Below are 20,361 nucleotides of genomic sequence, written 5' to 3'. Positions count from 1 at the left end.
CGGCCGCCCGGAGAGCTCCGGGCGGCCGTTCGCTTGCCGGCGGGTGCGGATGCGTCTAGCGTTTCGCCTCGATCTTCGATTTCACCGGTGGGGGCGAAGTGACGGAGTGATCGCGACGGGCACGGCTGGGCGGGGGGCGACACCCGGTGCGGCGGCTGCGCCGAGCCGCCCGATGTGATGGAGCAGCAGGCGATCCTCCTCGCGCTCGCGGCGGCCCTGTGCGCCGCCCTGGCCGGCCTCGGCCTCCTGGCCGTCCGGCACCGCGCGCTGCGCCGTCGGGCCGAGGCGCTGGAGGCGGAGGTCGCCGAGCGCGTGCGCGGCCTGGGCGAGCAGCTGGCCCGGGCCGAGGCCGAGCGCCAGCACCAGGCAGAGAGGGCCGAGCGCCTCGCCAGCCTGCTTGACGCACTGCCGCAGCCCGTCTGGGCGCGCGATGCCGAGATGCGCGTGGTCTACGCCAACGAGGCCTACCGCAAGGCCGTGGCCAGCGACCGCGAAATCACCGAGGCGAGCCCGGAGCTGTTCGAGGGCGGCGACCTGGGCGAGGCGCTGCGCCTGGCCCAGCGGGTGCTGGCCGAGGGCGGTTCGCGCAATGCCCGCCTCCACGCCGTGATCGCCGGCGAGCGACGCCTGCTCGAGCTCACCAAGACCCGGCTCGCGGCCGGCGGGGTGCTGGCCACGGCCCGCGACCTCACAGAGTGGGAGGAGATGAAGCGCGAGCTCGCGCGCCACGTCGAGGCCGAGCGCGAGGTCCTGGAGAAGCTCGGCGTCGGCATCGCCATCCTGGGCGGCGACGGCCACATCCGCTTCCACAACACGGCCTATCTGCGGCTCTGGCGGCTCGAGGAGGCGCTGCTCGCCGGCGAGCCGCACTTCAGCGAGGTGCTGGACCGGCTGCGCGAGCAGCGCCGCCTGCCCGAGCAGGTCGACTTCAGCGAGTTCAAGCGCCAGTACCTGCGCCGGATCCAGACCCTGATCGAGCCCTACGAGGAGCTCGAGCACCTGCCGGACGGCACCACCATGCGCGTCTCGGTACACCCGCATCCCTTCGGCGGGGTCCTGATCACCTACGAGGACGTGACCGACACGCTCAAGCTTGAGCGCACCTACAACACCCTGCTCGAGGTCCAGCGCGCGACCCTCGACAACCTCTACGAGGGCGTCGCAGTCTACGGCGCGGACGGGCGGCTGAAGCTCTCGAACCCGGCCTTCCAGAGGATCTGGGGCCTGCCCCCGGAACTGCTCGGGCGCGAGCCCCACGTCCGCGAGCTGATCCAGGCGGCGCGGAGCCTCTACGAGGTCGACGACCCGAGCTGGGTCGACTACGTCGAGCGGATGGTCGGCCGCGTCACCGAGCCGGAGCCGCGCACCGGCCGGCGCGAGCGGGCCGACAGCTCGGTCATCGACTTCGCCCAGGTGCCGCTGCCCGACGGCGCCTGCCTCTACACCTTCCTGGACGTGACCGACTCGACGATGGTCGAGCGCGCCCTGCGCGACCGCAACGACGCCCTGGAGACGACCGACCGGCTGAAGAGCGAGTTCCTGGCGAACATCTCCTACGAGCTGAGGACGCCGCTGAACGCCATCGTCGGCTTCGCCGAGATCCTGCAGAAGCAGTACTTCGGCGAGCTCAACGAGCGCCAGCTCGACTACAGCCAGGCGATCGTCGAGTCGTCGCAGCGGCTGATCGGGCTGATCAACGACATCCTGGACCTGGCCTCGATCGAGGCCGGTTACCTGAAGCTCGACCGGCGCAGCGTCGACCTCCACGCGCTGCTCGTCGCCGCCCAGAACCTGTGGCGCGAGCGCGCCCGGGCGCGCGGCCTGGAGCTGGCGCTCGACTGCCCCGAGGACATCGGCCCGCTGGAGTGCGACGAGCGACGCATGACCCAGGCGCTGTTCAACCTGCTGTCGAACGCCTTCAAGTTCACCCCCGAGGGCGGCGTCATCACCCTGTCGGCCCTCGACCTCGGCAAGGAGGTGCAGATCACGGTCAGCGATACCGGCATCGGCATCCCGGCCCAGGACCAGGCGCGGGTCTTCGGCAAGTTCGAGCGCGTCGACAACAGCGGCACCCGCGGCCGCCAGCCGGGCGCCGGGCTGGGCCTGTCCCTGGTCAAGAGCCTGATTGAGCTGCACGGCGGCTGGATCGAGATGGACTCCGCGGTCGACCACGGCACCCGGGTGACCTGCCACCTGCCGGTCGCCCCCCAGACCCCGCAGGAGCCCGATCGCCTGGTCGGCGAGTAGCCGGAGGCTATCCGCCCGGCACCCCCTTGGTCGTCGAGTACTCCCAGTGCAGCTCCTCGTCTGGGTGCAGCCGGCGGCGCACGGCGTGGGCGGCCAGCGCCGCCTCCGAGAATCCGCAGAGGATCAGCTTGAGCTTGTTCGGGTAGGTCGCGATGTCGCCGATCGCGTAGAGGCCCGGCCGGCTGGTCGCGCAGGTCGTCGGCTCGACCGGGATCAGGTGCCGGTCGAGCTCGAGGCCCCACTCGGCGATCGGCCCCAGGTTCATCGACAGGCCGAAGAAGGGCAGCAGCACGTCGGCCTCAAGGGTCCGGCGCCGGCCGTCCAGGTCGCGCACCACGACCGCCTCCAGGCTGCCGTCGCGGCCCTGCAGCGAGTCGAGCTGGTAGGGCACGACCAGTTCGAGCCGTCCGGCCTCGGCCAGGGCGTGCAGGCGGGCGACCGACTCGGGCGCGCCGCGGAACTTCTCGCGCCGGTGCACGACGTAGAGTTCGGCGGCCAGCTCGGCCAGGATGATCGACCAGTCGAGCGCCGAATCGCCGCCGCCGGCGAGCACGATACGCTTGCCGCGGAAGGCCTCGGGCCGGGCGATGAAGTAGTGGACGCCGCGGCCTGCGCCGCGGCCCTCGTAGGCCTCGATGCCGGTCAGCGGCGGCCGGTTCGGCCCGAAGGCGCCGACGCCGGCGGCCACGATCACGGCGCGTGCCTCAATCACGACGCCCTTCGAGGTGGTCAGCCGCCAGCCGTCCGGCGCCCCCGCTTCCTCGTCGAATCGGCAGGCCTCCAGCCGCTCGACCCGCTGGCCCAGGTGGTAGCGCGGCGCGAAGGGCTCGGCCTGCTCGAACAGCCGCTCGACCAGCTCGGCCGCCTGGACCCTGGGATAGCCGGGAATGTCGTAGATCGGCTTCTCGGGATAGAGCGCCGCGCACTGGCCGCCGACCGCGTCGAGCGCGTCGACGACCTGGCAGCTCAGCTGCAGCATGCCGCACTCGAAGACGGCGAAGAGGCCGACCGGACCGGCGCCGACGATGGCGACGTCCGTGCGATGGGGTGTCTCGGTCATGAGATCTTCGAGCGGAGGGACGGAGGCGGGTCGACCGCAGGATGGCGGCCCCGGCCCGGATTGGCAAGGAAGCCGGCGGCAGGGCCATGGCGGCGTTGCCCGAGCGCGCCCGGCCCGTGTAGAACCGCGCCATGAGCCCTGCCGCGCCGACGCTCCCAGTCCCAGTCCGAGGCCCAGTCCGAGGCCCAGTCGCCGCCGTGCCGAGCCCGTCGCAGCCGGCGGTCGAGCTGCCCGACGAGGCGGCGACCTCCGCCTTCGCCGCGCGGATCGCGCCGCTGCTGCGCGTCGGCGACCTGCTGTACCTGGAGGGCGACTTGGGGGCCGGCAAGACCGCCTTCGCGCGCGCCCTGATCAACGCCCTGCCCGGCCCCCGCGAGGAGGTGCCGAGCCCGACCTTCACCCTGGTCCAGACCTACCCGCGCGACGCCCTGGAGATCTGGCATTTCGACCTCTACCGCCTGGAGCGCGCCGAGGAGGTCTGGGAGCTCGGCCTGGAGGAAGCCCTGGTCGCCGGCGCCAGCCTAGTCGAGTGGCCGGAGCGCGCCGGCAGCCTGCTGCCCGCCGAGCGGCTGGTGCTGCGCTTCGCCCATGCCGGCACCGGCCGACGCCTGACGCTCGAGCCGCACGGCGGCTGGGCCGAGAGGCTGCGGGCGCTGGCCCCGTGAGCGAGCGCGAGGCTCTGCTGCGGCGCTTCCTGGAGGGCGCCGGCTGGGGCGCCGCCGAGCGCCGCGTGCTGGCCGCCGACGCTTCCTTCCGGCGCTACGACCGGCTGGTCGGAGCCGCCGGCCGGGCGGTGCTGATGGACGCGCCGCCCGAGCACGAGAAGCCCGCGAGCTTCGTCCGGCTGGCCGAGCTGCTCGGCCGCCTCGGTCTCTCGGCCCCTCGGATCCTGGCCGCCGACCTGGAGCGGGGCTTCGTGCTGCTCGAGGACCTCGGCGACGACACCTTCACCCACGCGCTCGCCGCCGGCCGGGAGGAAGCGCCGCTCTACCGGCTCGCCGTCGACACCCTGGTCGCCCTGCAGCGGGCCTGGTCGGCCGAGCTCGGCGCCGGCATCCCGCCCTACGACCAGGCGGCCTTCCTGGCCGAGGCCGAGCTGCTGACCGGCTGGTACCTGCCGGCGGCGAGCGGGCGCGAGCCCGACCGGGACACGCTCGAGAGCTACCGGGAGGCCTGGCGGGCGGTGCTGCCCACGGTCGAGCGCCTGCCGCGGACCCTGGTGCTGCGCGACTACCACGTCGACAACCTGATGGTCCTGGAGGGCCGGCAAGGGGTCGCCGCCTGCGGCCTGCTCGACTTCCAGGACGCGCTGATCGGCCCGCCCGCCTACGATCTGGTCTCGCTGCTGCGCGACGCCCGCCGCGACGTCGACCAGGCGCTGGCCGCCGACCTGCTGGCGCACTTTCGCGCGGCCCGGCCGGAGCTGGACGGCGCGGCCCTGGAGGCGGCCTACTGGGTGCTCGGCGCCCAGCGCAGCAGCAAGATCATCGGCATCTTCACCCGGCTCAGCCGACGCGACGGCAAGGCGCGCTACCTGGAGCACCTGCCGCGCCTCTGGCGCTGGCTGGAGGAGGAGCTGCGCCATCCGGAGCTGGCGCCGGTCGCCGCCTGGTTCGAGCGGCACCTGCCGCCGGAGCTGCGAGGCATGCCGGAGGCAAAGCGGGTCGCGTGAGGAACGGGCCAGCAAACGACGGGTCGGCAGGAACAACGGGGCGGGCAGCGTGAACCGAGGGAAGAACGACGACGCCTCGGCGGCGATCCGCCGCGCGATGGTGCTGGCGGCGGGCCTCGGCCAGCGCATGCGGCCGCTGACCGACGAGCGCCCGAAGCCGATGATCGCGGTCAACGGCGCGCCGATGATCGACCAGCTGCTCGACCGCCTGGCCGAGGCCGGCGTCGAGGAGGCCGTGGTCAACCTGCACCACCACGCCGGCCAGCTGCGCCGGCACCTGGAGGGGCGGACGCGCCCGCGCATCCTCTTCTCCGAGGAAGAGACGCTGCTCGACACCGGCGGCGGCGTCGCGCGGGCGCTGCCGCAGCTCGGCGAGGCCCCCTTCTTCGTCGCCAACGGCGACGTCGTCTGGCTCGACGGGCCGGATCCGGCGCTGCGCCGCCTGGCCGAGGCCTGGGATCCGGAAACCATGGACGCCCTGCTCCTGCTGCAGCCGGGCAGCGGCGCCTTCGGCTACGAGGGGCCCGGCGACTTCCGCATGGATCCCGCCGGCCGGCTGACCCGCCGCGCCGAGCGCAAGCTGGCGCCCTTCGTCTACGCCGGCCTGCACATCCTGGCCCCGCGGCTCTTCGAGGACGCGCCTGAGGGCGCCTTCTCGCTCAACCTGCTGTGGGACAAGGCGGCCGCGGCGGGACGCCTGTTCGGCCTGCGCCACGAGGGCGCCTGGTACCACGTCGGCACGCCGCAGGCGCTCGCGGCGGTCGAGCGCGAGCTGGCCCTGGAGCTCGGCGGCTGGCGCGACGACACTAACGGCGGATGACCGCCCGGTGAGCGACCCAGGGCCGCGCGTCTCGACGATCCCGACGGGGGTATCCTTCGTCGATGCCCTGGCCCAGGGCCTGCTGGCGCGCTTTCCCGACCCCGAGGCGCTGGCCGGGGCGACCGTGTTGCTGCCGACCCGGCGCGCCTGCCGCGCGCTCCAGGAGGCCTTCCTGAGGGCCAGCGCGGGCCGCGCGCTGCTGCTGCCGAGCCTGCTGCCGCTCGGCGACCTCGATGCCGAGGAGCTGCTGCTGACCGGCGACGAGGAGCTCGCGGGGGGCTTCGAGGCGCTGCCGCCGGTGATGCCGCCCCTGACCCGCCAGCTGCTGCTGACCCGCCTGATCCTGCGCTGGGCCGAGCTGGAGGCGGCGCAGGGCACCGCGGGCTTCGAGGTGCCGAGCTTCGACCAGGCGCTGCGTCTCGCCCAGGGCCTCGCCAGCTTCCTCGACGAGGTCGAGACCGAGGGGCTGAGCTTCTCCGACCTCGACAGGGTGGTCCCCGACGCCCACGCCGTGCACTGGCAGCAGACCCTGCGCTTCCTGGCGATCGTCGGCGAGACCCTGCCGGCGCTGCACGCCGCCCTCGGCAGCGTCGGCCCCGCCGAGCGGCGGCGCCGGCTGCACGAGCTGCAGCTCGAGCGCTGGCGCCGCCAGGCACCGACGGGCCCGGTAATCGCCGCCGGCTCGACCGGCTCGATTCCCTCGACGGCGGCGCTGCTGCACTGCGTCGCCTCCCTGCCCGGCGGCGAGGTCGTGCTGCCCGGTCTCGACCGCAGCGTCGAGCCGGAGGTCTGGGCCGAGGTGCGCGAGGATCCCGGCCACCCGCAGCACAACCTGGCGCGCCTGCTCGAGCGCTTCGGGCTGGAGCGCGAGGCGGTGTCGGACTGGTGCGACCCCGAGGCCGGGCCGACGCCGCCGCTGCGCGCCGAGCTCGTCGAGCTGGCGCTGATCCCGGCCGAGGCCGCCGAGCGCTGGCGCGAGCGGATCGTCGCCCTCGACCCGGCGCGGGCGCGCGAGGCCCTGGCCGGGGTCGTCCGGCTGGACCTGCCCGACGCCGGCAGCGAGGCCGGCGCCATCGCCCTGCTCCTGCGCGGCGCCCTGGAGACCCCGGGCCGGCGCGCCGCCCTGGTCACCCCCGACCGGGCCCTGGCGCGGCGGGTCGCCGCCGCGCTCAGCCGCTGGGGCATCGACATCGACGACAGCGCCGGCCAGCCGCTGGCCACGACGCCGCCGGCGCAGCTCCTGCGGCTGACCGCGGAGCTGGGCGCCGGCGAGTGCGCGCCGCTCGCGCTGCTGGCCGCGCTCAAGCACCCGCTGGCCGCCGGCGGCATGCCGGCCGGCGCCTTCCGCCGCCAGGTCCGCGACCTGGAGCAGGCGGTGCTGCGCGGGCCGCGTCCGGCGGCCGGCTTCGCGGGGCTGCGCGACGCCCTCGACGGCTGGCACGACGAGACGCTGGCACGGACCGCGGACGAGGGCCGGCGGCGCGCCCTGGCCGCCCGCCACCGCCGGCTCAGGCGCTTCCTCCAGGAGCTGGAGGAGGCCGCCGCGCCCTTCCTGGCAGCCCTGCGCGCCGGGGAGGCGCGGCCGCTGCTCGACGCGCACCTGGCCTTCGCCGAGCGCCTCGCCGACAGCCAATCCGGCGACGGCGCCTCCCAGCTGTGGGCCGGCGAGGCCGGCGAGGCCCTGGCCGGCTTCGTCGCCGAGCTGCGCCAGGCCCTGTCCGAGGACATCGCGGTCGCGGTCGAGCCGGGCCGCTATCCAGCCTTCCTGGACGCGCTGCTCGCCGGTCGTGTCGTGCGGCCGCGCTGGAACCGCCACCCGCGCATCGCGATCCTGGGGCCCCTGGAGGCGCGCCTCCTGCAGTTCGACCTGCTGGTGCTGGGCGGCCTCAACGAGGGCACCTGGCCGGCCGACGCCGAGCCGGGGCCGTGGCTCAGCCGGCCGATGCGCCGCGACTTCGGCCTGCCGCCGCTGGAGCGGCGGCTCGGCCTGGCCGCCCACGACCTGGTCCAGGCGCTCGGCGCCCGGCAGGTCTGCCTGACCCGCGCCGAGCGGGTCGAGGGCGCGCCGGCGGTCGCGTCGCGCTGGCTGCTGCGCCTCGACGCCCTGCTCGAGGCGCTCGGCCTCGAGGCCGACGCGCTGGCCGACCCGGAGCACGACTGGGCCGCCTGGTCCGAGGCCCTGGACCGGCCGGAGGGCCCGCCGCGGCCGCTGCCGCCGCCGGCGCCGACGCCGCCGCTCGCCGCCCGCCCGCGCCGGCTCTCGGTGACCCAGGTCGAGACCTGGATGCGCGACCCCTACGCCCTCTATGCCGGCAAGATCCTGAGGCTGCAGCGGCTCGAGCCGATCGACGCCGATCCCGGCGCCGCCGACCGCGGCACGCTGGTCCACACCGCCCTGGAGCGCTTCACGCGCGCCTGGCCCGAGCGCCTGCCGCCGGACGCGCTGGCGCAGCTGCAGCGGATCGCCGCCGAGGTCTTCGCGCCGCTGGCCGCCCGCCCGACGGTCCGCGCCTTCTGGTGGCCGCGCTTCCGGCGCATCGCCGCCTGGGTGGTGCAGGCCGAGGAGGCGCGCCGGCCCGGCCTGGCGGCGCTCTTCGCCGAGCTGCCGGGCGAGCTCGAGGTCGCCGAGGGCTTCCGCCTGACCGCGCGCGCCGACCGGGTCGAGCGCCGCCGCGACGGCGGCCTGGTGCTGATCGACTACAAGACCGGACAGGCGCCGACCGCCCGCCAGCTGGAGAGCGGCCTGAAGCCGCAGCTGCCGCTGGAGGCGGCGCTGCTGGCGCGCGGCGGCTTCCCCGACCTGCCGGCGGTGTTGCCGGTCGAGCTGGCGGTCTGGCGCCTGACCGGCGGCGAGCCGGCCGGCGAGATCAAGGCCCACAGCGGCGAGGTCGAGCTCTACGCCGAGCAGGCCTGGCAGGGCCTGGAGAGGCTGGTGCGCGCCTTCGCCGAGGAGGCGACGCCCTATCACGCCCGGCCGCGCGGCGGCGCCTGGCTGCCGCTGTTCGGCGAGTACGACCATCTGGCGCGGGTCAAGGAATGGTCGCTGGCCGGGAGCGAGGGCGAATGAGCGACGCCGACCTTCGCCAGCTGATCGAGGCCGCCGCGGCGCGCCAGCGCCGCGCCGCCGACCCCGAGGCCTCGGCCTGGGTCGCGGCCTCGGCGGGCACCGGCAAGACCCGGGTGCTGACCGACCGCGTGCTGCGCCTGCTGCTGGCGCGCGCCCGGCCCGAGCGCCTGCTCTGCCTGACCTTCACCAAGGCCGCCGCCGCCGAGATGCGCCAGCGCATCGCCGACAGCCTGCGGCACTGGGCGACGGCCGACGAGGCGGCGCTGGCCCGGCGCCTGCACGACCTGCTCGGCCGGCCGGCCGAGGCCGCGGAGGCGACCCTGGCACGGCGCCTTTTCGCGCGGGTGCTCGACACGCCGGGCGGCCTGAAGATCCAGACCATCCACGCCTTCTGCCAGTCGCTGCTCGCCCGCTTCCCGCTCGAGGCCGGCGTCGCCCCCCACTTCCGCGCGCTCGACGAGCGCAGCCAGCAGGAGCTGCTGTCCGAGGCCTTCGAGAGCAGCCTCGCGGCGGCCGGCGCGACGGCCAGGGACGGGCTGGCCGGCGACGCCCCGGCGCAGGCGACCGGCGACGACGGCCTCTACGCCGCGCTCTCGGCGGTCACCGGCCTGGCCAACGCCGAGGACTTCCGCGGCGTCCTCGACGAGCTGATCCGGGAGCGCGGCCGGCTCGACGCCCTGCTGGCGCGCCACGGCTCGCCGGCCGGCGTTGGCCGCGCCGTCGCCGAGGCGCTCGGCGTCGCGCCGGGCGAGACCCTGGAGTCGGTGCTGGAGGCCGCCTGCCGCGACGAGGCGCTCGACCTGATCGGCCTCAAGCTCTGCTGCGAGGCCCTGCAGAAGGGCAAGACCAAGGACCTCGCCAGGGGCCAGGCGATCAGCCGCTGGCTGGCCGAGCCCGAGACCCGACCGCAAGGCTTCGAGAGCTACCTGCGCGCCTTCTTCACCAAGGACGGCAAGGTCACGGTCAAGTTCGGGACCAAGACCGCCGAGGCGCTCTTCCCGGGCCTCTCCGACGTCATGGGCGCCGAGGCCGAGCGGCTGCGCCTCCTGCGCGAGCGCTTGAACGCGATCCGCCTCGCCGAGGCGACCGGCGCCCTGGTCACTCTGGCCGCCGACATCCTGGCGCGCTACCGGCGCCGCAAGGCGGAGCGGGCGGTGCTCGACTACGAGGACCTGATCCTCGAGACCCGCGCCCTGCTCGCCCGCCCCGGCCTGGCCGCCTGGGTGCTGTTCAAGCTCGACGGCGGCCTCGACCACCTGCTGGTCGACGAGGCCCAGGACACCAACCCGGACCAGTGGGCCGTGGTCGAGAGCCTGACCGGCGAGTTCTTCGCCGGGCAAGGCGCCTACGAGGCGCGCGGCGAGACCCTGCCGCGCACGGTCTTCGCGGTCGGCGACGGCAAGCAGTCGATCTTCGGCTTCCAGCGCGCCGACCCTCACGAGTTCGCGCGCATGGAGGGCGTCTTCGGCCGGCGCGTGATCGCCGCCGAGCGGCGCTGGTCGCCGGTCGCGCTCTCGCACTCCTTCCGCTCGGCCGACGCCGTGCTGCGCTCGGTCGACATGACCTTCCAGCCCGAGGCGGTGCATCGGGGCGTCGCGCTTTCCGGCCGCTGGCTCGAGCACGACCCGGTGCGCGTCGGCCAGGCCGGCCTGGTCGAGATCTGGCCGCCGGCCCCGGCCGCGACCGTCGAGGAGGAGCCGGACTGGGCGCCGCCGCTGACCCGCTCGGGCCAGGTGCCGGCCCAGACGCGCCTGGCCCGCGTCATCGCCGCGCGCATCGCCGGCTGGCTGTCGCCGGCCGAGGCTCTGCCGGGCGGCGAGGGCTGGCTCGAGAGCCGCGGGCGGGCGGTCGGGCCCGGCGACCTGCTGGTCCTGGTGCGGCGGCGCAACGCCTTCGTCGAGGAGCTGGTGCGCGCGCTCAAGCAGCGCGGCGTGCCGGTCGCCGGCATCGACCGCATGGTGCTGTCCGAGCAGCTGGCGGTCATGGACCTGATCGCCCTCGGCCGCGTCCTGCTGCTGCCCGAGGACGACCTGACCCTGGCCAGCCTGCTCAAGAGCCCGCTCGTCGGCCTGGGCGAGGAGCGCCTGTTCGAGCTCTGCTGGCGGCGGCCGGGCAGCCTGTGGGACAGCCTGCGCAGCGCCGCCGGGCGTCACGCCGACTGTGCCGGCGCCCTCGCCTTCCTGGAGGAGCAGCGTGCGCGCGCCGACTTCGTGGCGCCCTACGAGCTCTACGCCGAGCTGCTCGAGCAGGGCGGCCGGCGCCGCCTGCTTGCCCGCCTGGGGCAGGAGGCGGCCGACCCGATCGAGGAGTTCCTCGGCCTCGCCCTGGCCTACGAGCGCGACCACACGCCCTCGCTGGAGGGCTTCCTGCACTGGGTCGACCAGGGCGGGCAGGAGATCAAGCGCGACCTGGAGCAGGGCCAGGACAAGGTCCGGGTGATGACCGCCCACGCCGCCAAGGGCCTGCAGGCGCCGATCGTGATCCTGCCCGACACCCTGCAGAAGCCGAGGCCGCGCGAGCGCCTGCTCTGGCTCGAGCCGGCCGCGGAAGCCGGCGGCGCGGCTCCGCCCCTGCCGATCTGGCTGCCGCGCAAGGAGCTCGGCGAGCCGGTCGCGCTCGACGCCCGCAACCGCCTCGCCGAGCGCCAGGACGAGGAGCATCGCCGGCTGCTCTATGTCGCCATGACCCGCGCCGAGGATCGCCTCGTGGTCTGCGGCTGGGAGGGGCGCCAGGCGGCGCCCGAGGACTGCTGGTACCGCCTGGCCGAGGCCGGCCTCGGCGCCTGCGGCGAAGCCGCCGAGTTCGACTTCACCGGCCTCTGCGCCGAGGGCTGGAGCGGCCCGGGCTGGCGCCTGGCGACGCCCCAGCGCGCCGCCCCCCAGGCGCCGCTCCTGACGCGCGCGGCGGCCGGCGCGGCCGGGCGACCGGTGCCCGACTGGCTGCGCGAGGCGCCGCCGGCCGAAGCCGAGCCGCCGCAGCCGCTGGCGCCCTCGCGGCCGAGCCTGCCGGAGCCGCCGCCGCGCTCGCCGCTGGGGTCCGGGGAGGAGGCCGGCGGCCTCGGCCGCTTCCAGCGCGGCCTGCTGATCCACCGCCTGCTGCAGTCGTTGCCCGAGCTGCCGGCCGAGCGGCGCGGGGCGGCCGCCGAGCGCTTCCTGGCCGCGCCGGTCCACGGCCTCGAGCGGCCGGCCCGCGAGGAGATCCTGGCGGCGACCTTGGGCGTGCTGGAGGAGCCGGACTTCGCGGCTCTCTTCGGCCCCGGCAGCCGTGCCGAGGCGCCGGTCATCGGCCTGGCCGCCGACGCCGAGGGGCGGCCGCAGGTGATCAGCGGCCGCATCGACCGGCTCTGCGTCACGCCGGAACAGGTTCTGGTCCTCGACTTCAAGACCCAGCGGCCGGCACCCGCCGATCCCGACGGCGTGCCCGCCGCCTATCTGGCGCAGCTCGCGGCCTACCGCCTGCTTCTGCGCCGGATCTATCCCGGCCGGCCGGTCGGCTGCGCCCTGCTCTGGACCGACGGGCCGCGCCTGATGCGGCTTCCGGACGCGCTGCTCGACCGCCACGCGCCTTGACCTCGGACCGGGCCGCGGACCATATACGCTCGACACGCGCCCGAGCCCGCTGTGTCGGGCTCTCCCCTTCCGGGGAGCCGGCAGCGAGGCGCGACAAGGGTTTTGGAGGAGAGCTTAGAATGACGACCACGAAAATCAGCGACGACAGCTTCCAGGCTGACGTGCTCAAGGCCGACAAGCCGGTAGTCGTCGACTTCTGGGCCGAGTGGTGCGGCCCCTGCAAGATGATCGCCCCGGCCCTCGAGGAGATCGCCGAGGCGCTTGGCGACAAGGTCGTCGTCGCCAAGCTGAACATCGACGAGAACCCTAAGACCCCGGCCACCTACGGCGTGCGCGGCATCCCGACGCTGATGCTGTTCAAGGACGGTCAGGTCGCCGCGACCAAGGTCGGCGCCCTGCCCAAGAACGCCCTGCAGTCCTGGATCGAGTCCAACGTCTGAGGCCTCCCGCGCCGCAACCGACCGCGACGAACCCCCGCCCGCTCGGCGGGGGTTCTGCTTTTGGGGGCTTGCCTAGGGACTGGCAAAGCCACGCGAGGGGATTACGGAAGAGGTGAGGCTCTCGCCCCGCCCGCGCTCCCTCGCGCTCCGATGGTTCGACAGGCTCACCATGAAGCGCGACCGGGCGACGGCGCCCGCCGCTGCCCGACGCCGCCCCGCCCTTCCCCTCGCTTCGTGGTGAGCCCGTCGAACCACGCAAGCGCCGTGGCGGCAACGCCGGCGGATCCAGGCCTGGCCCCGCGGGAAGCTCAGCCGTTCTCGCGCAGGACGTGGCCGGCGAGGTAGAGCGAGCCGCAGATCAGAATGCGCGACGGCGGGCCGCCCGCGGCCAGGATCGCGGCCAGGGCCTCGGCGACCGAGCCGGCGGGGGCGGCGGGAATGCCGCAGGCCCGGGCGTGGGCGGTTGCCTGCCCGGCGCTGAGCGTCGCCGGCTCGCCGGGGATGGCGACGGCCTTCAGGCTCGTGGCGTGGGGTGCCAGGGGGCGCAGGAAATCCTCGGCCGCCTTGCTGTCGAGCATGCCGTAGAGCAGGTGCAGCGGCCGCCCACCCCAGTCGGCGAAGGAGGCGGCGAGCGCCGCGCCGGCGCCGGCGTTGTGGCCGCCGTCGAGCCAGAGTTCCCACCCCTCCGGCAGGGCGGCCGGCAGCGGACCGCGGGTCAGTCGCTGCAGCCGCGCCGGCCACTCGACCGTCACCAGACCGCGCCGCCGCGCCGCTGGACCCGGCGCGAGCTCGCCGAGGGCATCGGCCAGGGCCAGGGCGGTCACGGCGTTGTCGACCTGGTGGTCGCCGCGCAGCCCCGGGCGCGGCCAGTCGCTGTTGCCCTCCGGCCCCTCCAGCGTGAAGCCCTCGGGTCCCGGCCGGCTGCGCCAGGTCCGCTGAACCACGGTTAGTGGCGCCCCGACCGCGGCCGCCCGCTCCTCGATCACCTGGAGCGCCGCCGGCTCCTGTGGGGCGATCACCGCCGGCACGCCGGGCTTCAGGATGCCGGCCTTCTCGAAGGCGATCGCCGCCAGGGTGTCGCCGAGGTACTGCAGGTGGTCGAGCGAGACCGGTGTGATGCAGGTCGCGCGCGGCCGCTCGACGACATTGGTGGCGTCGAGCCGGCCGCCGAGCCCGACCTCGAGCAGCAGCGCGTCGGCCGGCTGGCGACTGAAGGCCAGGTAGGCGGCCGCCGTGGTGATCTCGAAGAAGGTGATGGGCGCGCCGCCGTTGACCGCCTCGCACTCTTCCAGCAGGGCCGTCAGCGCCGCGTCCTCGATCAGGGTGCCGGCGAGCCGGATGCGCTCAGAGAAGCGCGCCAGGTGCGGCGAGGTGTAGACGTGGACGCGCCGCCCCTCGGCCTCGAGCATGGCGCGCAGGAAGGCGATGACCGAGCCCTTGCCGTTGGTGCCGGCGACGTGGACGACCGGCGGCAGGTGGCGCTCCGGGTGGCCGAGGCGCGCGAGCAGCCGCTCGATCCGGCCGAGCGAGAGGTCGATGACCTTGGGATGGAGCGCGAGCAGGCGCGCCAGCACCGCGTCGCTGGACGCCGCCTGCACAGGATCGCCGGGCACAGGATCGCCGGGCACGGGATCACCCGTCGGGGCCACGCTCCGGCTCGTCCTTGGCGACGGACTTGGCGGCGGCGGGCTTGGCGGCGGCGGGCTTGGCGGCGGGCTGGGGCGCCGCGGGCCGCGACTCGGCGGCCGGCGGGGCCGCGGCCGGGCGATCCGGCGCCGGAGCCGGCTTGCGGACCGCCTTCTCGGCGGTGGAGTCGAGCGCGCTCGCCGGGCCCTGGACCTGCGCCGGAACGGGTACCACCGGCTTGGGCCCGGGCGTGGCGGCCGGCTCGTCCTCGAGCGGGCGCAGCGGCACGACCTCGGCCTCTGGGTGGCGCTCGGCGAGCAGGCGCAGGATCCGGCCCAGAGTCTCGCTCAGCTCCGAGCGCTTGACCACCAGGTCGACCATGCCGTGCTCGAGCAGGTACTCGGCGCGCTGGAAGCCCTCGGGCAGGGTCTCGCGGATGGTCTCCTCGATGACCCTTGCCCCGGCGAAGCCGATGACCGCGCCGGGCTCGGCGATGTGGATGTCGCCGAGCATGGCGAAGGAGGCCGTGACGCCGCCGGTCGTCGGGTCGGTCAGCAGGACGATGTAGGGCAGGCCCTTGTCCTTGACCATCTCGACCGCGACCGTCGTGCGCGGCATCTGCATCAGCGACAGGATGCCCTCCTGCATGCGCGCGCCGCCCGAGGCCGGCACCGCGATCAGCGCCGCCTCCTGGGCGACCGCCAGCTTGGCGGCGGCGAGCAGGCCCTCGCCGACGGCGATGCCCATCGAGCCGCCCATGAAGGAGAAGTCGAAGGCCGCGACCACGGCCTTCTCGCCGCCGATCGTGCCGTGGGCGACCAGCAGCGCGTCCTGGCGGCCGGTCGCCGAGCGGCTGCGCCGCAGCCGCTCGCTGTAGCGCTCGCGGTCGCGGAAGCGCAGGGGATCGGCGATCGACTCGGGCAGCTCGATCAGGCTGAAGTCGGCCTCGTCGAACAGCAGCTCGAGGCGCCGCCGGGCGCCGATGCGCATGTGGTGGCCGCAGCTCGGGCAGACGCGCAGGCTCGCCTCGAGCTCGCGGTGGAAGATCATCTGGCCGCAGGCCGGGCACTTTTCCCACAGGTTGTCGGGCAGGTCCGTGCGGCTGACCAGCGCCCGGATCTTCGGCCGGACGTAGTTGGTGATCCAGTTCATCGCTTCAGCGTCTCCCGGCCCTGACGCCCCCGGCCAGCGCGCGCACCAGGTCGTGGACCGCTGCGGCCAGGCCGGGCTGGGCCCTGTCGCCCTCGTCCAGGTGGCGGCGAACCACGTCGACGAGCGCCGAGCCGACGACCGCCGCGTCGGCGGCCCGGGCGATCTCGGCCGCCTGTTCCGGCGTGCGGATGCCGAAGCCGACGGCGATCGGCAGGTCGGTGTGGCGCTTGAGCCGCTGCACCGCCGCCTCGATGTCGGTCGCCGCGGCCGAGCGGGTCCCGGTGATGCCGGCGATCGCGACGTAGTAGACGAAGCCGCCGGTGTGGGTCAGCACGATCGGCAGGCGGGCGTCGTCGGTCGTCGGGGTCGCCAGGCGGATCCAGTCGATGCCGGCCTCGATCGCCGGCAGGCAGAGCTCGCTGTCCTCCTCGGGCGGCAGGTCGACGATGATCAGCCCGTCGACGCCGGCCGCCGTCGCCTCGGTCAGGAAGGCCTCGACGCCCATCGAGTAGATCGGGTTGTAGTAGCCCATCAGCACGATCGGCGTCTCGCCGTCGGCGGCGCGGAAGCGGCGCACCATTTCAAGCGTCCGGCGCAGGGTCATGCCGGTCCTGAGCGCGCGCTGCCCGGCGGCCTGGATCGCGGGACCGTCGGCCATGGGGTCCGAGAAGGGCATGCCGAGCTCGATGACGTCGGCGCCGGCCGCCGGCAGGCCGCTCAGGATCTCGAAGGCGGTCTCGGGATCGGGGTCGCCGGCCGTCACGAAGGTGACGAGGCCGGCGCGGCCCTCTCGCTTCAGGGCGGCGAAGCGGCGGGTCAGGCGCGTCTCGGAGCGCTCGAGCCCGGCGGCGGCCTCGGGCAGCAGGGCGCTCACAGCTCGACCCCCAGGTACTTGGCGACCGAGAAGACGTCCTTGTCGCCGCGGCCGCAGAGGTTGACGACCAGCACGTGGTCGCCGGGCAGCTCGGGGGCCAGCTTGATCACCTGGGCGAGCGCGTGGCTCGGCTCGAGCGCCGGGATGATGCCCTCCAGGCTGGTGCAGAGCTGGAAGGCGTCGAGCGCCTCCTTGTCGGTGATCGCGACGTAGTCGACGCGGCCGCTGTCGTGCAGCCAGGCGTGCTCCGGGCCGATCCCGGGGTAGTCGAGGCCCGCCGAGATCGAGTAGGCGTCGATGATCTGGCCGTCGTCGGTCTGCAGCAGGTAGGTGCGGTTGCCGTGCAGCACGCCGGGCCGGCCGCCGTTGAGCGAGGCGGCGTGCTCGCCGCTGGCGATGCCGTGGCCGGCGGCCTCGACCCCGATCATGCGCACGCCGGGGTCGTCGAGGAAGGGGTGGAACAGGCCCATGGCGTTGGAGCCGCCGCCGATCGCCGCGACCAGGGTGTCGGGCAGCCGGCCCTCCCCCTCGTACTCGGCGAGCTGGCTGCGCACCTCGTTGCCGATGACCGACTGGAAGTCCCGCACCATCGCCGGGTAGGGGTGCGGGCCGGCGGTCGTGCCGATGATATAGAAGGTGCTCTCGACGTTGGCGACCCAGTCGCGCAGGGCGTCGTTCATGGCGTCCTTGAGGGTCCCGGTGCCGCTGGTCACCGGCACCACCTCGGCGCCCAGCAGCTTCATCCGGAAGACGTTGGGCGCCTGCCGCTCGATGTCGGTGGCGCCCATGTAGACGACGCAGGGCAGGTTGAAGCGCGCGCAGACCGTGGCCGTGGCGACGCCGTGCTGGCCGGCGCCGGTCTCGGCGATGATCCGGGTCTTGCCCATGCGCCGGGCCAGCAGGATCTGCCCCAGGGTGTTGTTGATCTTGTGCGCGCCGGTGTGGTTCAGCTCGTCGCGCTTGAAGTAGATCTTGGCGCCGCCCAGGTGCTCGGTCATGCGCTCGGCGAAGTAGAGCGGGCTCGGCCGGCCGATGTAGTGCTTGGCGTACCAGTCGAACTCCTCCTGGAAGGAGGGATCCCGACGCGCCGCGCCGTAGGCCTTCTCGACCTCCAGGATCAGCGGCATCAGGGTCTCGGCGACGAAGCGGCCGCCGTAGATGCCGAAATGGCCGGTCTCGTCGGGACCGGACCGGTAGGTGTTCAGGGACTGGGTCATCGCTTCGGGATCTTTCTCGGTAAGCGGCGGCACTCTGCAACAAAGCGTCCGGTCAAGCAACGCGGGCGCGGGCGCTGCGATCCGCGGCCGGCCGCCGGCCGCCGCCGCTCACAGGGAGCGCGCGCGCTCCAGGAAGGCCGCGATCAGCGCCGGATCCTTGGCACCGGGCGCGGATTCGACCCCGGAGGAGACGTCGACGGCGGCGGCGCCGGTGGTGGCGACGGCCTCGGCCAAGGTCTCCGCCTTCAGGCCGCCCGACAGCATCCAGGGCCGCGGCCAGCGGCGCCCGGCGAGCAGCCGCCAGTCGAAGGAGAGGGCGTTGCCGCCGGGTAGCGCGCCGGCCATCGACTTCGGCGCCTTGGCGTCGAACAGCAGCCGGTCGACGACCGGCGCATAGGCCTCGACCGCCTCCAGATCCTCGGCCTGGGCGACCTTGATCGCCTTCATCACCGGCCGGCCGAAGCGGGCGCGTATCTCGGCGACGCGCCGGGGCGCCTCGGAGCCGTGCAGCTGCAGGAGCTCGAGCGGCACCCGGGCGAGCACGCGCTCGAGCAGGGCGTCGTCCGGATCGACGAAGAGGCCGGCCCGGCCGAGGCCGGCAGGCGTCGCCGCGGCCAGCGCCTCGGCCTGCTCCGGCGTCACCGCGCGCGGGCTCGGCGGGAAGAACACCAGGCCGATCCAGCTTGCGCCGCCGCGTGCCGCGGCCTCGATGGCGGCGCGGTCCGAGACGCCGCAGATCTTGCTTTCCAGGGCCATGGCGCTTCACCTAGCGACGGCGGCGCCGCTTGTCCAGCCGCCGCCCTCAGGCTCCCGGCGGCAGCGCCGGGCCGAGGCGCCGGCCGAGCGCCGAGGCGGCGACCACGGCGGCGAAGACGCCGAGCGCGAGGTTGATCGCCTGGGCCGCGGCCAGGCCGGGGATCGGCGAGCCCAGGAGGCCCGACAGCGGCAGCACGACGGCCATGTTGAACAGGCCGCCGGCCAGCACCAGGCCGACCAGGGTCACCACCAGGGCGACCAGGGTGCCGCCGTTGCCGGCGCTGAGCGCCCAGGCCCGCTTCGGGCCGAAGCCGGGGCCGAGGGCAGCGGCCGGCAGCATCAGCCAGAACCGGGCGAAGGGGTAGAGGCAGGCGAGACCGGCGACGACCAGCGCCTGCAGCGCCGCCGCCACCATGCCGGTGACCTCTCCCGAGGCCCGGCCGGCCGCGCCGACGCCCAGGACCGCGCTGACGAAGAAGGCGACCAGGATGAAGCCGAACCAGAACAGCAGCATGTACCCGAAGTAGCGCCAGTCGGCGCGCCGCCAGAGCGGCAGGTAGCTCTCCACGCGGCCCCAGACCACGAGCCGCGTCACCGAGACGGCGAGCCAGACCCCGAGGTAGACCGTGATCAGGAAGGCGACCGGCCCGAGCCCGCCGAAGACCGCGCCCATGCCCTCGCTCGGCGCCGTGAAGAGGTTGACGGTCTGCACCGCGAAGGCGATCAGCAGCGGCGCCAGCAGCAGCCGGCCGATCTCCAGCCGCTGGCGGCGCAGCAGCGCCAGGGCGTCGCGCATGACCTCGGCGTAGGTCAGCTTGATCGGGCCGCCGCCTGTCGTGCGGCTCCAGTCGAGTTCGCCGCTGCCGGCCATGCCTGCCCCTCCGCCGTTTCCGTTTCCGGCCCGCTCGCTGGACCTGACCGCTCGTCCTAGATCTGGCGACCGCAGGGGTCGCCTTCCAGTACCCGGAGCCCGTCGCCGCTCAGGCAAGCTCCTCGGCGATCCGCCGCGCCGCCGCCGCGGGGTCGTCGGCGGACGTGATCGGTCGCCCGACGACCAGCACGTCGGCCCCGGCCTCGACGGCATCGCGCGGCGTGGTCACGCGCTTCTGGTCGCCGCTGTCCGACCAGGACGGCCGGATGCCCGGCACGACCAGGCGGAAGCCCGGCCCGCAGGCCTCGCGCAGCGGCGCGATCTCGCGCGGCGAGCAGACCACGCCGTCGAGCCCGCAGTCCTGGGCCAAGCGCGCCAGGCGCAGCACCTGCCGCCCGGCCGGCGCGTCCTGGCCGACGGCGACGAGGTCGGCATCGTCGAGGCTGGTAAGGACCGTGACCGCGACCAGCCAGGGCCGCTCGCACTCCAGGTCCTCGGCGGCCTCGCGCACCGCCTCGACCGCGGCCTTGAGCATCGCCGGCCCGCCCGAGGCATGGACGTTGACGATGCGCGGCCGCAGGTGCAGGGCCGAGCGCAGGGCCCCGGCCACGGTGGTCGGGATGTCGTGGAACTTGAGGTCCAGGAACAGCGGCTCGCCGCCGATCGCGGCGCGGACCCCGTCGGGCCCCTGGGCGGTGAAGAGCTCCTTGCCGATCTTGAAGCCGCCGACAGTGCCGCGCAGGGCCGAGACCAACTGGCCGGCGCGCTCCAGATCCTGGGTGTCGAGGGCGACGAAGAGACGTTCCGTCGGCGACGGCGGGGCACTGGACGAGGTCGTGGCCGAGGCCGAGGCGCGGGCGAGACTCATGGCGGGGCTCCCCTCGGGTGTTGCGAGAAGAGGCACTACACGAGCTTGGCGCGTCGGGCAAATCCGGAAAGGGCCGGCAGATGGGCAAAGGGCGCGCCCCCTGCGACGGCCGGTCTCTGGCG

Annotated in this window: 15 protein-coding genes; 7 read left to right on the top strand and 8 right to left on the bottom strand. The window is 74.7% G+C overall.

All coding sequences use genetic code 11. The features are described 5' to 3' along the window. Positions 1–177 precede the first annotated feature (177 nt). Entirely contained in the window at positions 178–2,247 is a 2,070-nt protein-coding gene (locus tag WD341_RS12840; protein ID WP_368425856.1) for a PAS-domain containing protein, read from the top strand. A 7-nt stretch (positions 2,248–2,254) separates the two neighbouring features. Here WD341_RS12840 and WD341_RS12835 read toward each other — a convergent pair whose 3' ends face one another. Then, positions 2,255–3,307 carry an NAD(P)/FAD-dependent oxidoreductase gene (locus WD341_RS12835; protein WP_368425855.1) on the bottom strand — a complete coding sequence of 351 codons (1,053 nt, stop codon included), beginning with the start codon at positions 3,305–3,307 and terminating at the stop codon, positions 2,255–2,257. Positions 3,308–3,504: 197 nt separating this feature from the next. Here WD341_RS12835 and tsaE point away from each other — a divergent pair, with 197 nt between their 5' ends. From tsaE to trxA, 6 genes are all read left to right on the top strand, one after another. Then, positions 3,505–3,972 (top strand): tRNA (adenosine(37)-N6)-threonylcarbamoyltransferase complex ATPase subunit type 1 TsaE, encoded by a 468-nt coding sequence (tsaE, locus tag WD341_RS12830; RefSeq protein WP_368425854.1) that lies wholly within the window; start codon positions 3,505–3,507, stop codon positions 3,970–3,972. Next, positions 3,969–4,979, top strand: coding sequence for an aminoglycoside phosphotransferase family protein (locus WD341_RS12825; protein ID WP_368425853.1), 1,011 nt, complete (start codon positions 3,969–3,971; stop codon positions 4,977–4,979). The genes tsaE and WD341_RS12825 overlap by 4 nt, the downstream gene beginning before the upstream one ends. A gap of 97 nt (positions 4,980–5,076) precedes the next feature. Next, on the top strand, positions 5,077–5,799 hold the full coding sequence (locus WD341_RS12820; RefSeq protein WP_368425887.1) for a nucleotidyltransferase family protein: 723 nt from the start codon (positions 5,077–5,079) through the stop codon (positions 5,797–5,799). 7 nt (positions 5,800–5,806) lie between these two features. Next, a complete protein-coding gene (gene addB, locus WD341_RS12815; RefSeq protein ID WP_368425852.1) occupies positions 5,807–8,866 on the top strand; it encodes a double-strand break repair protein AddB in 3,060 nt (1,019 codons plus the stop codon). Further along, the gene (addA, locus tag WD341_RS12810; RefSeq protein WP_368425851.1) at positions 8,863–12,435 is read left to right on the top strand and encodes a double-strand break repair helicase AddA; all 3,573 of its coding nucleotides are present in this window, start codon (positions 8,863–8,865) and stop codon (positions 12,433–12,435) included. Before addB ends, addA begins: the two co-directional genes overlap by 4 nt. Before the next feature lie 119 nt (positions 12,436–12,554). Then, the gene (gene trxA / locus WD341_RS12805) at positions 12,555–12,875 is read left to right on the top strand and encodes a thioredoxin TrxA (RefSeq protein WP_368425850.1); all 321 of its coding nucleotides are present in this window, start codon (positions 12,555–12,557) and stop codon (positions 12,873–12,875) included. A 308-nt stretch (positions 12,876–13,183) separates the two neighbouring features. On the opposite strand, the gene WD341_RS12800 is transcribed toward trxA, so the two are convergent. The 7 genes from WD341_RS12800 to pyrF all read right to left on the bottom strand — a co-directional run bounded on the left by WD341_RS12800 (position 13,184) and on the right by pyrF (position 20,239). Then, positions 13,184–14,473, bottom strand: coding sequence for a folylpolyglutamate synthase/dihydrofolate synthase family protein (locus WD341_RS12800; protein ID WP_368425886.1), 1,290 nt, complete (start codon positions 14,471–14,473; stop codon positions 13,184–13,186). A 34-nt stretch (positions 14,474–14,507) separates the two neighbouring features. Next, positions 14,508–15,653 carry an acetyl-CoA carboxylase, carboxyltransferase subunit beta gene (accD, locus tag WD341_RS12795; protein ID WP_368425849.1) on the bottom strand — a complete coding sequence of 382 codons (1,146 nt, stop codon included), beginning with the start codon at positions 15,651–15,653 and terminating at the stop codon, positions 14,508–14,510. Positions 15,654–15,657: 4 nt separating this feature from the next. Further along, positions 15,658–16,527, bottom strand: coding sequence for a tryptophan synthase subunit alpha (gene trpA / locus WD341_RS12790; RefSeq protein ID WP_368425848.1), 870 nt, complete (start codon positions 16,525–16,527; stop codon positions 15,658–15,660). Continuing rightward, positions 16,524–17,744: a tryptophan synthase subunit beta gene (trpB, locus tag WD341_RS12785; protein WP_368425847.1), complete on the bottom strand. Its 1,221-nt coding sequence runs from the start codon at positions 17,742–17,744 to the stop codon at positions 16,524–16,526. The genes trpA and trpB overlap by 4 nt, the downstream gene beginning before the upstream one ends. A 108-nt stretch (positions 17,745–17,852) precedes the next feature. Continuing rightward, entirely contained in the window at positions 17,853–18,500 is a 648-nt protein-coding gene (locus tag WD341_RS12780) for a phosphoribosylanthranilate isomerase (protein ID WP_368425846.1), read from the bottom strand. A gap of 46 nt (positions 18,501–18,546) precedes the next feature. After that, a complete protein-coding gene (locus WD341_RS12775; RefSeq protein ID WP_368425845.1) occupies positions 18,547–19,371 on the bottom strand; it encodes a hypothetical protein in 825 nt (274 codons plus the stop codon). A 109-nt stretch (positions 19,372–19,480) separates the two neighbouring features. Beyond that, entirely contained in the window at positions 19,481–20,239 is a 759-nt protein-coding gene (pyrF, locus tag WD341_RS12770; protein WP_368425844.1) for an orotidine-5'-phosphate decarboxylase, read from the bottom strand. Positions 20,240–20,361 lie beyond the last annotated feature (122 nt).

It is taken from the genome of Tistlia sp., from assembly GCF_040905785.1.
Lineage (GTDB): Bacteria > Pseudomonadota > Alphaproteobacteria > Kiloniellales > DSM-21159 > Tistlia.
This window is presented reverse-complemented; position numbering and strand designations above follow the sequence as displayed.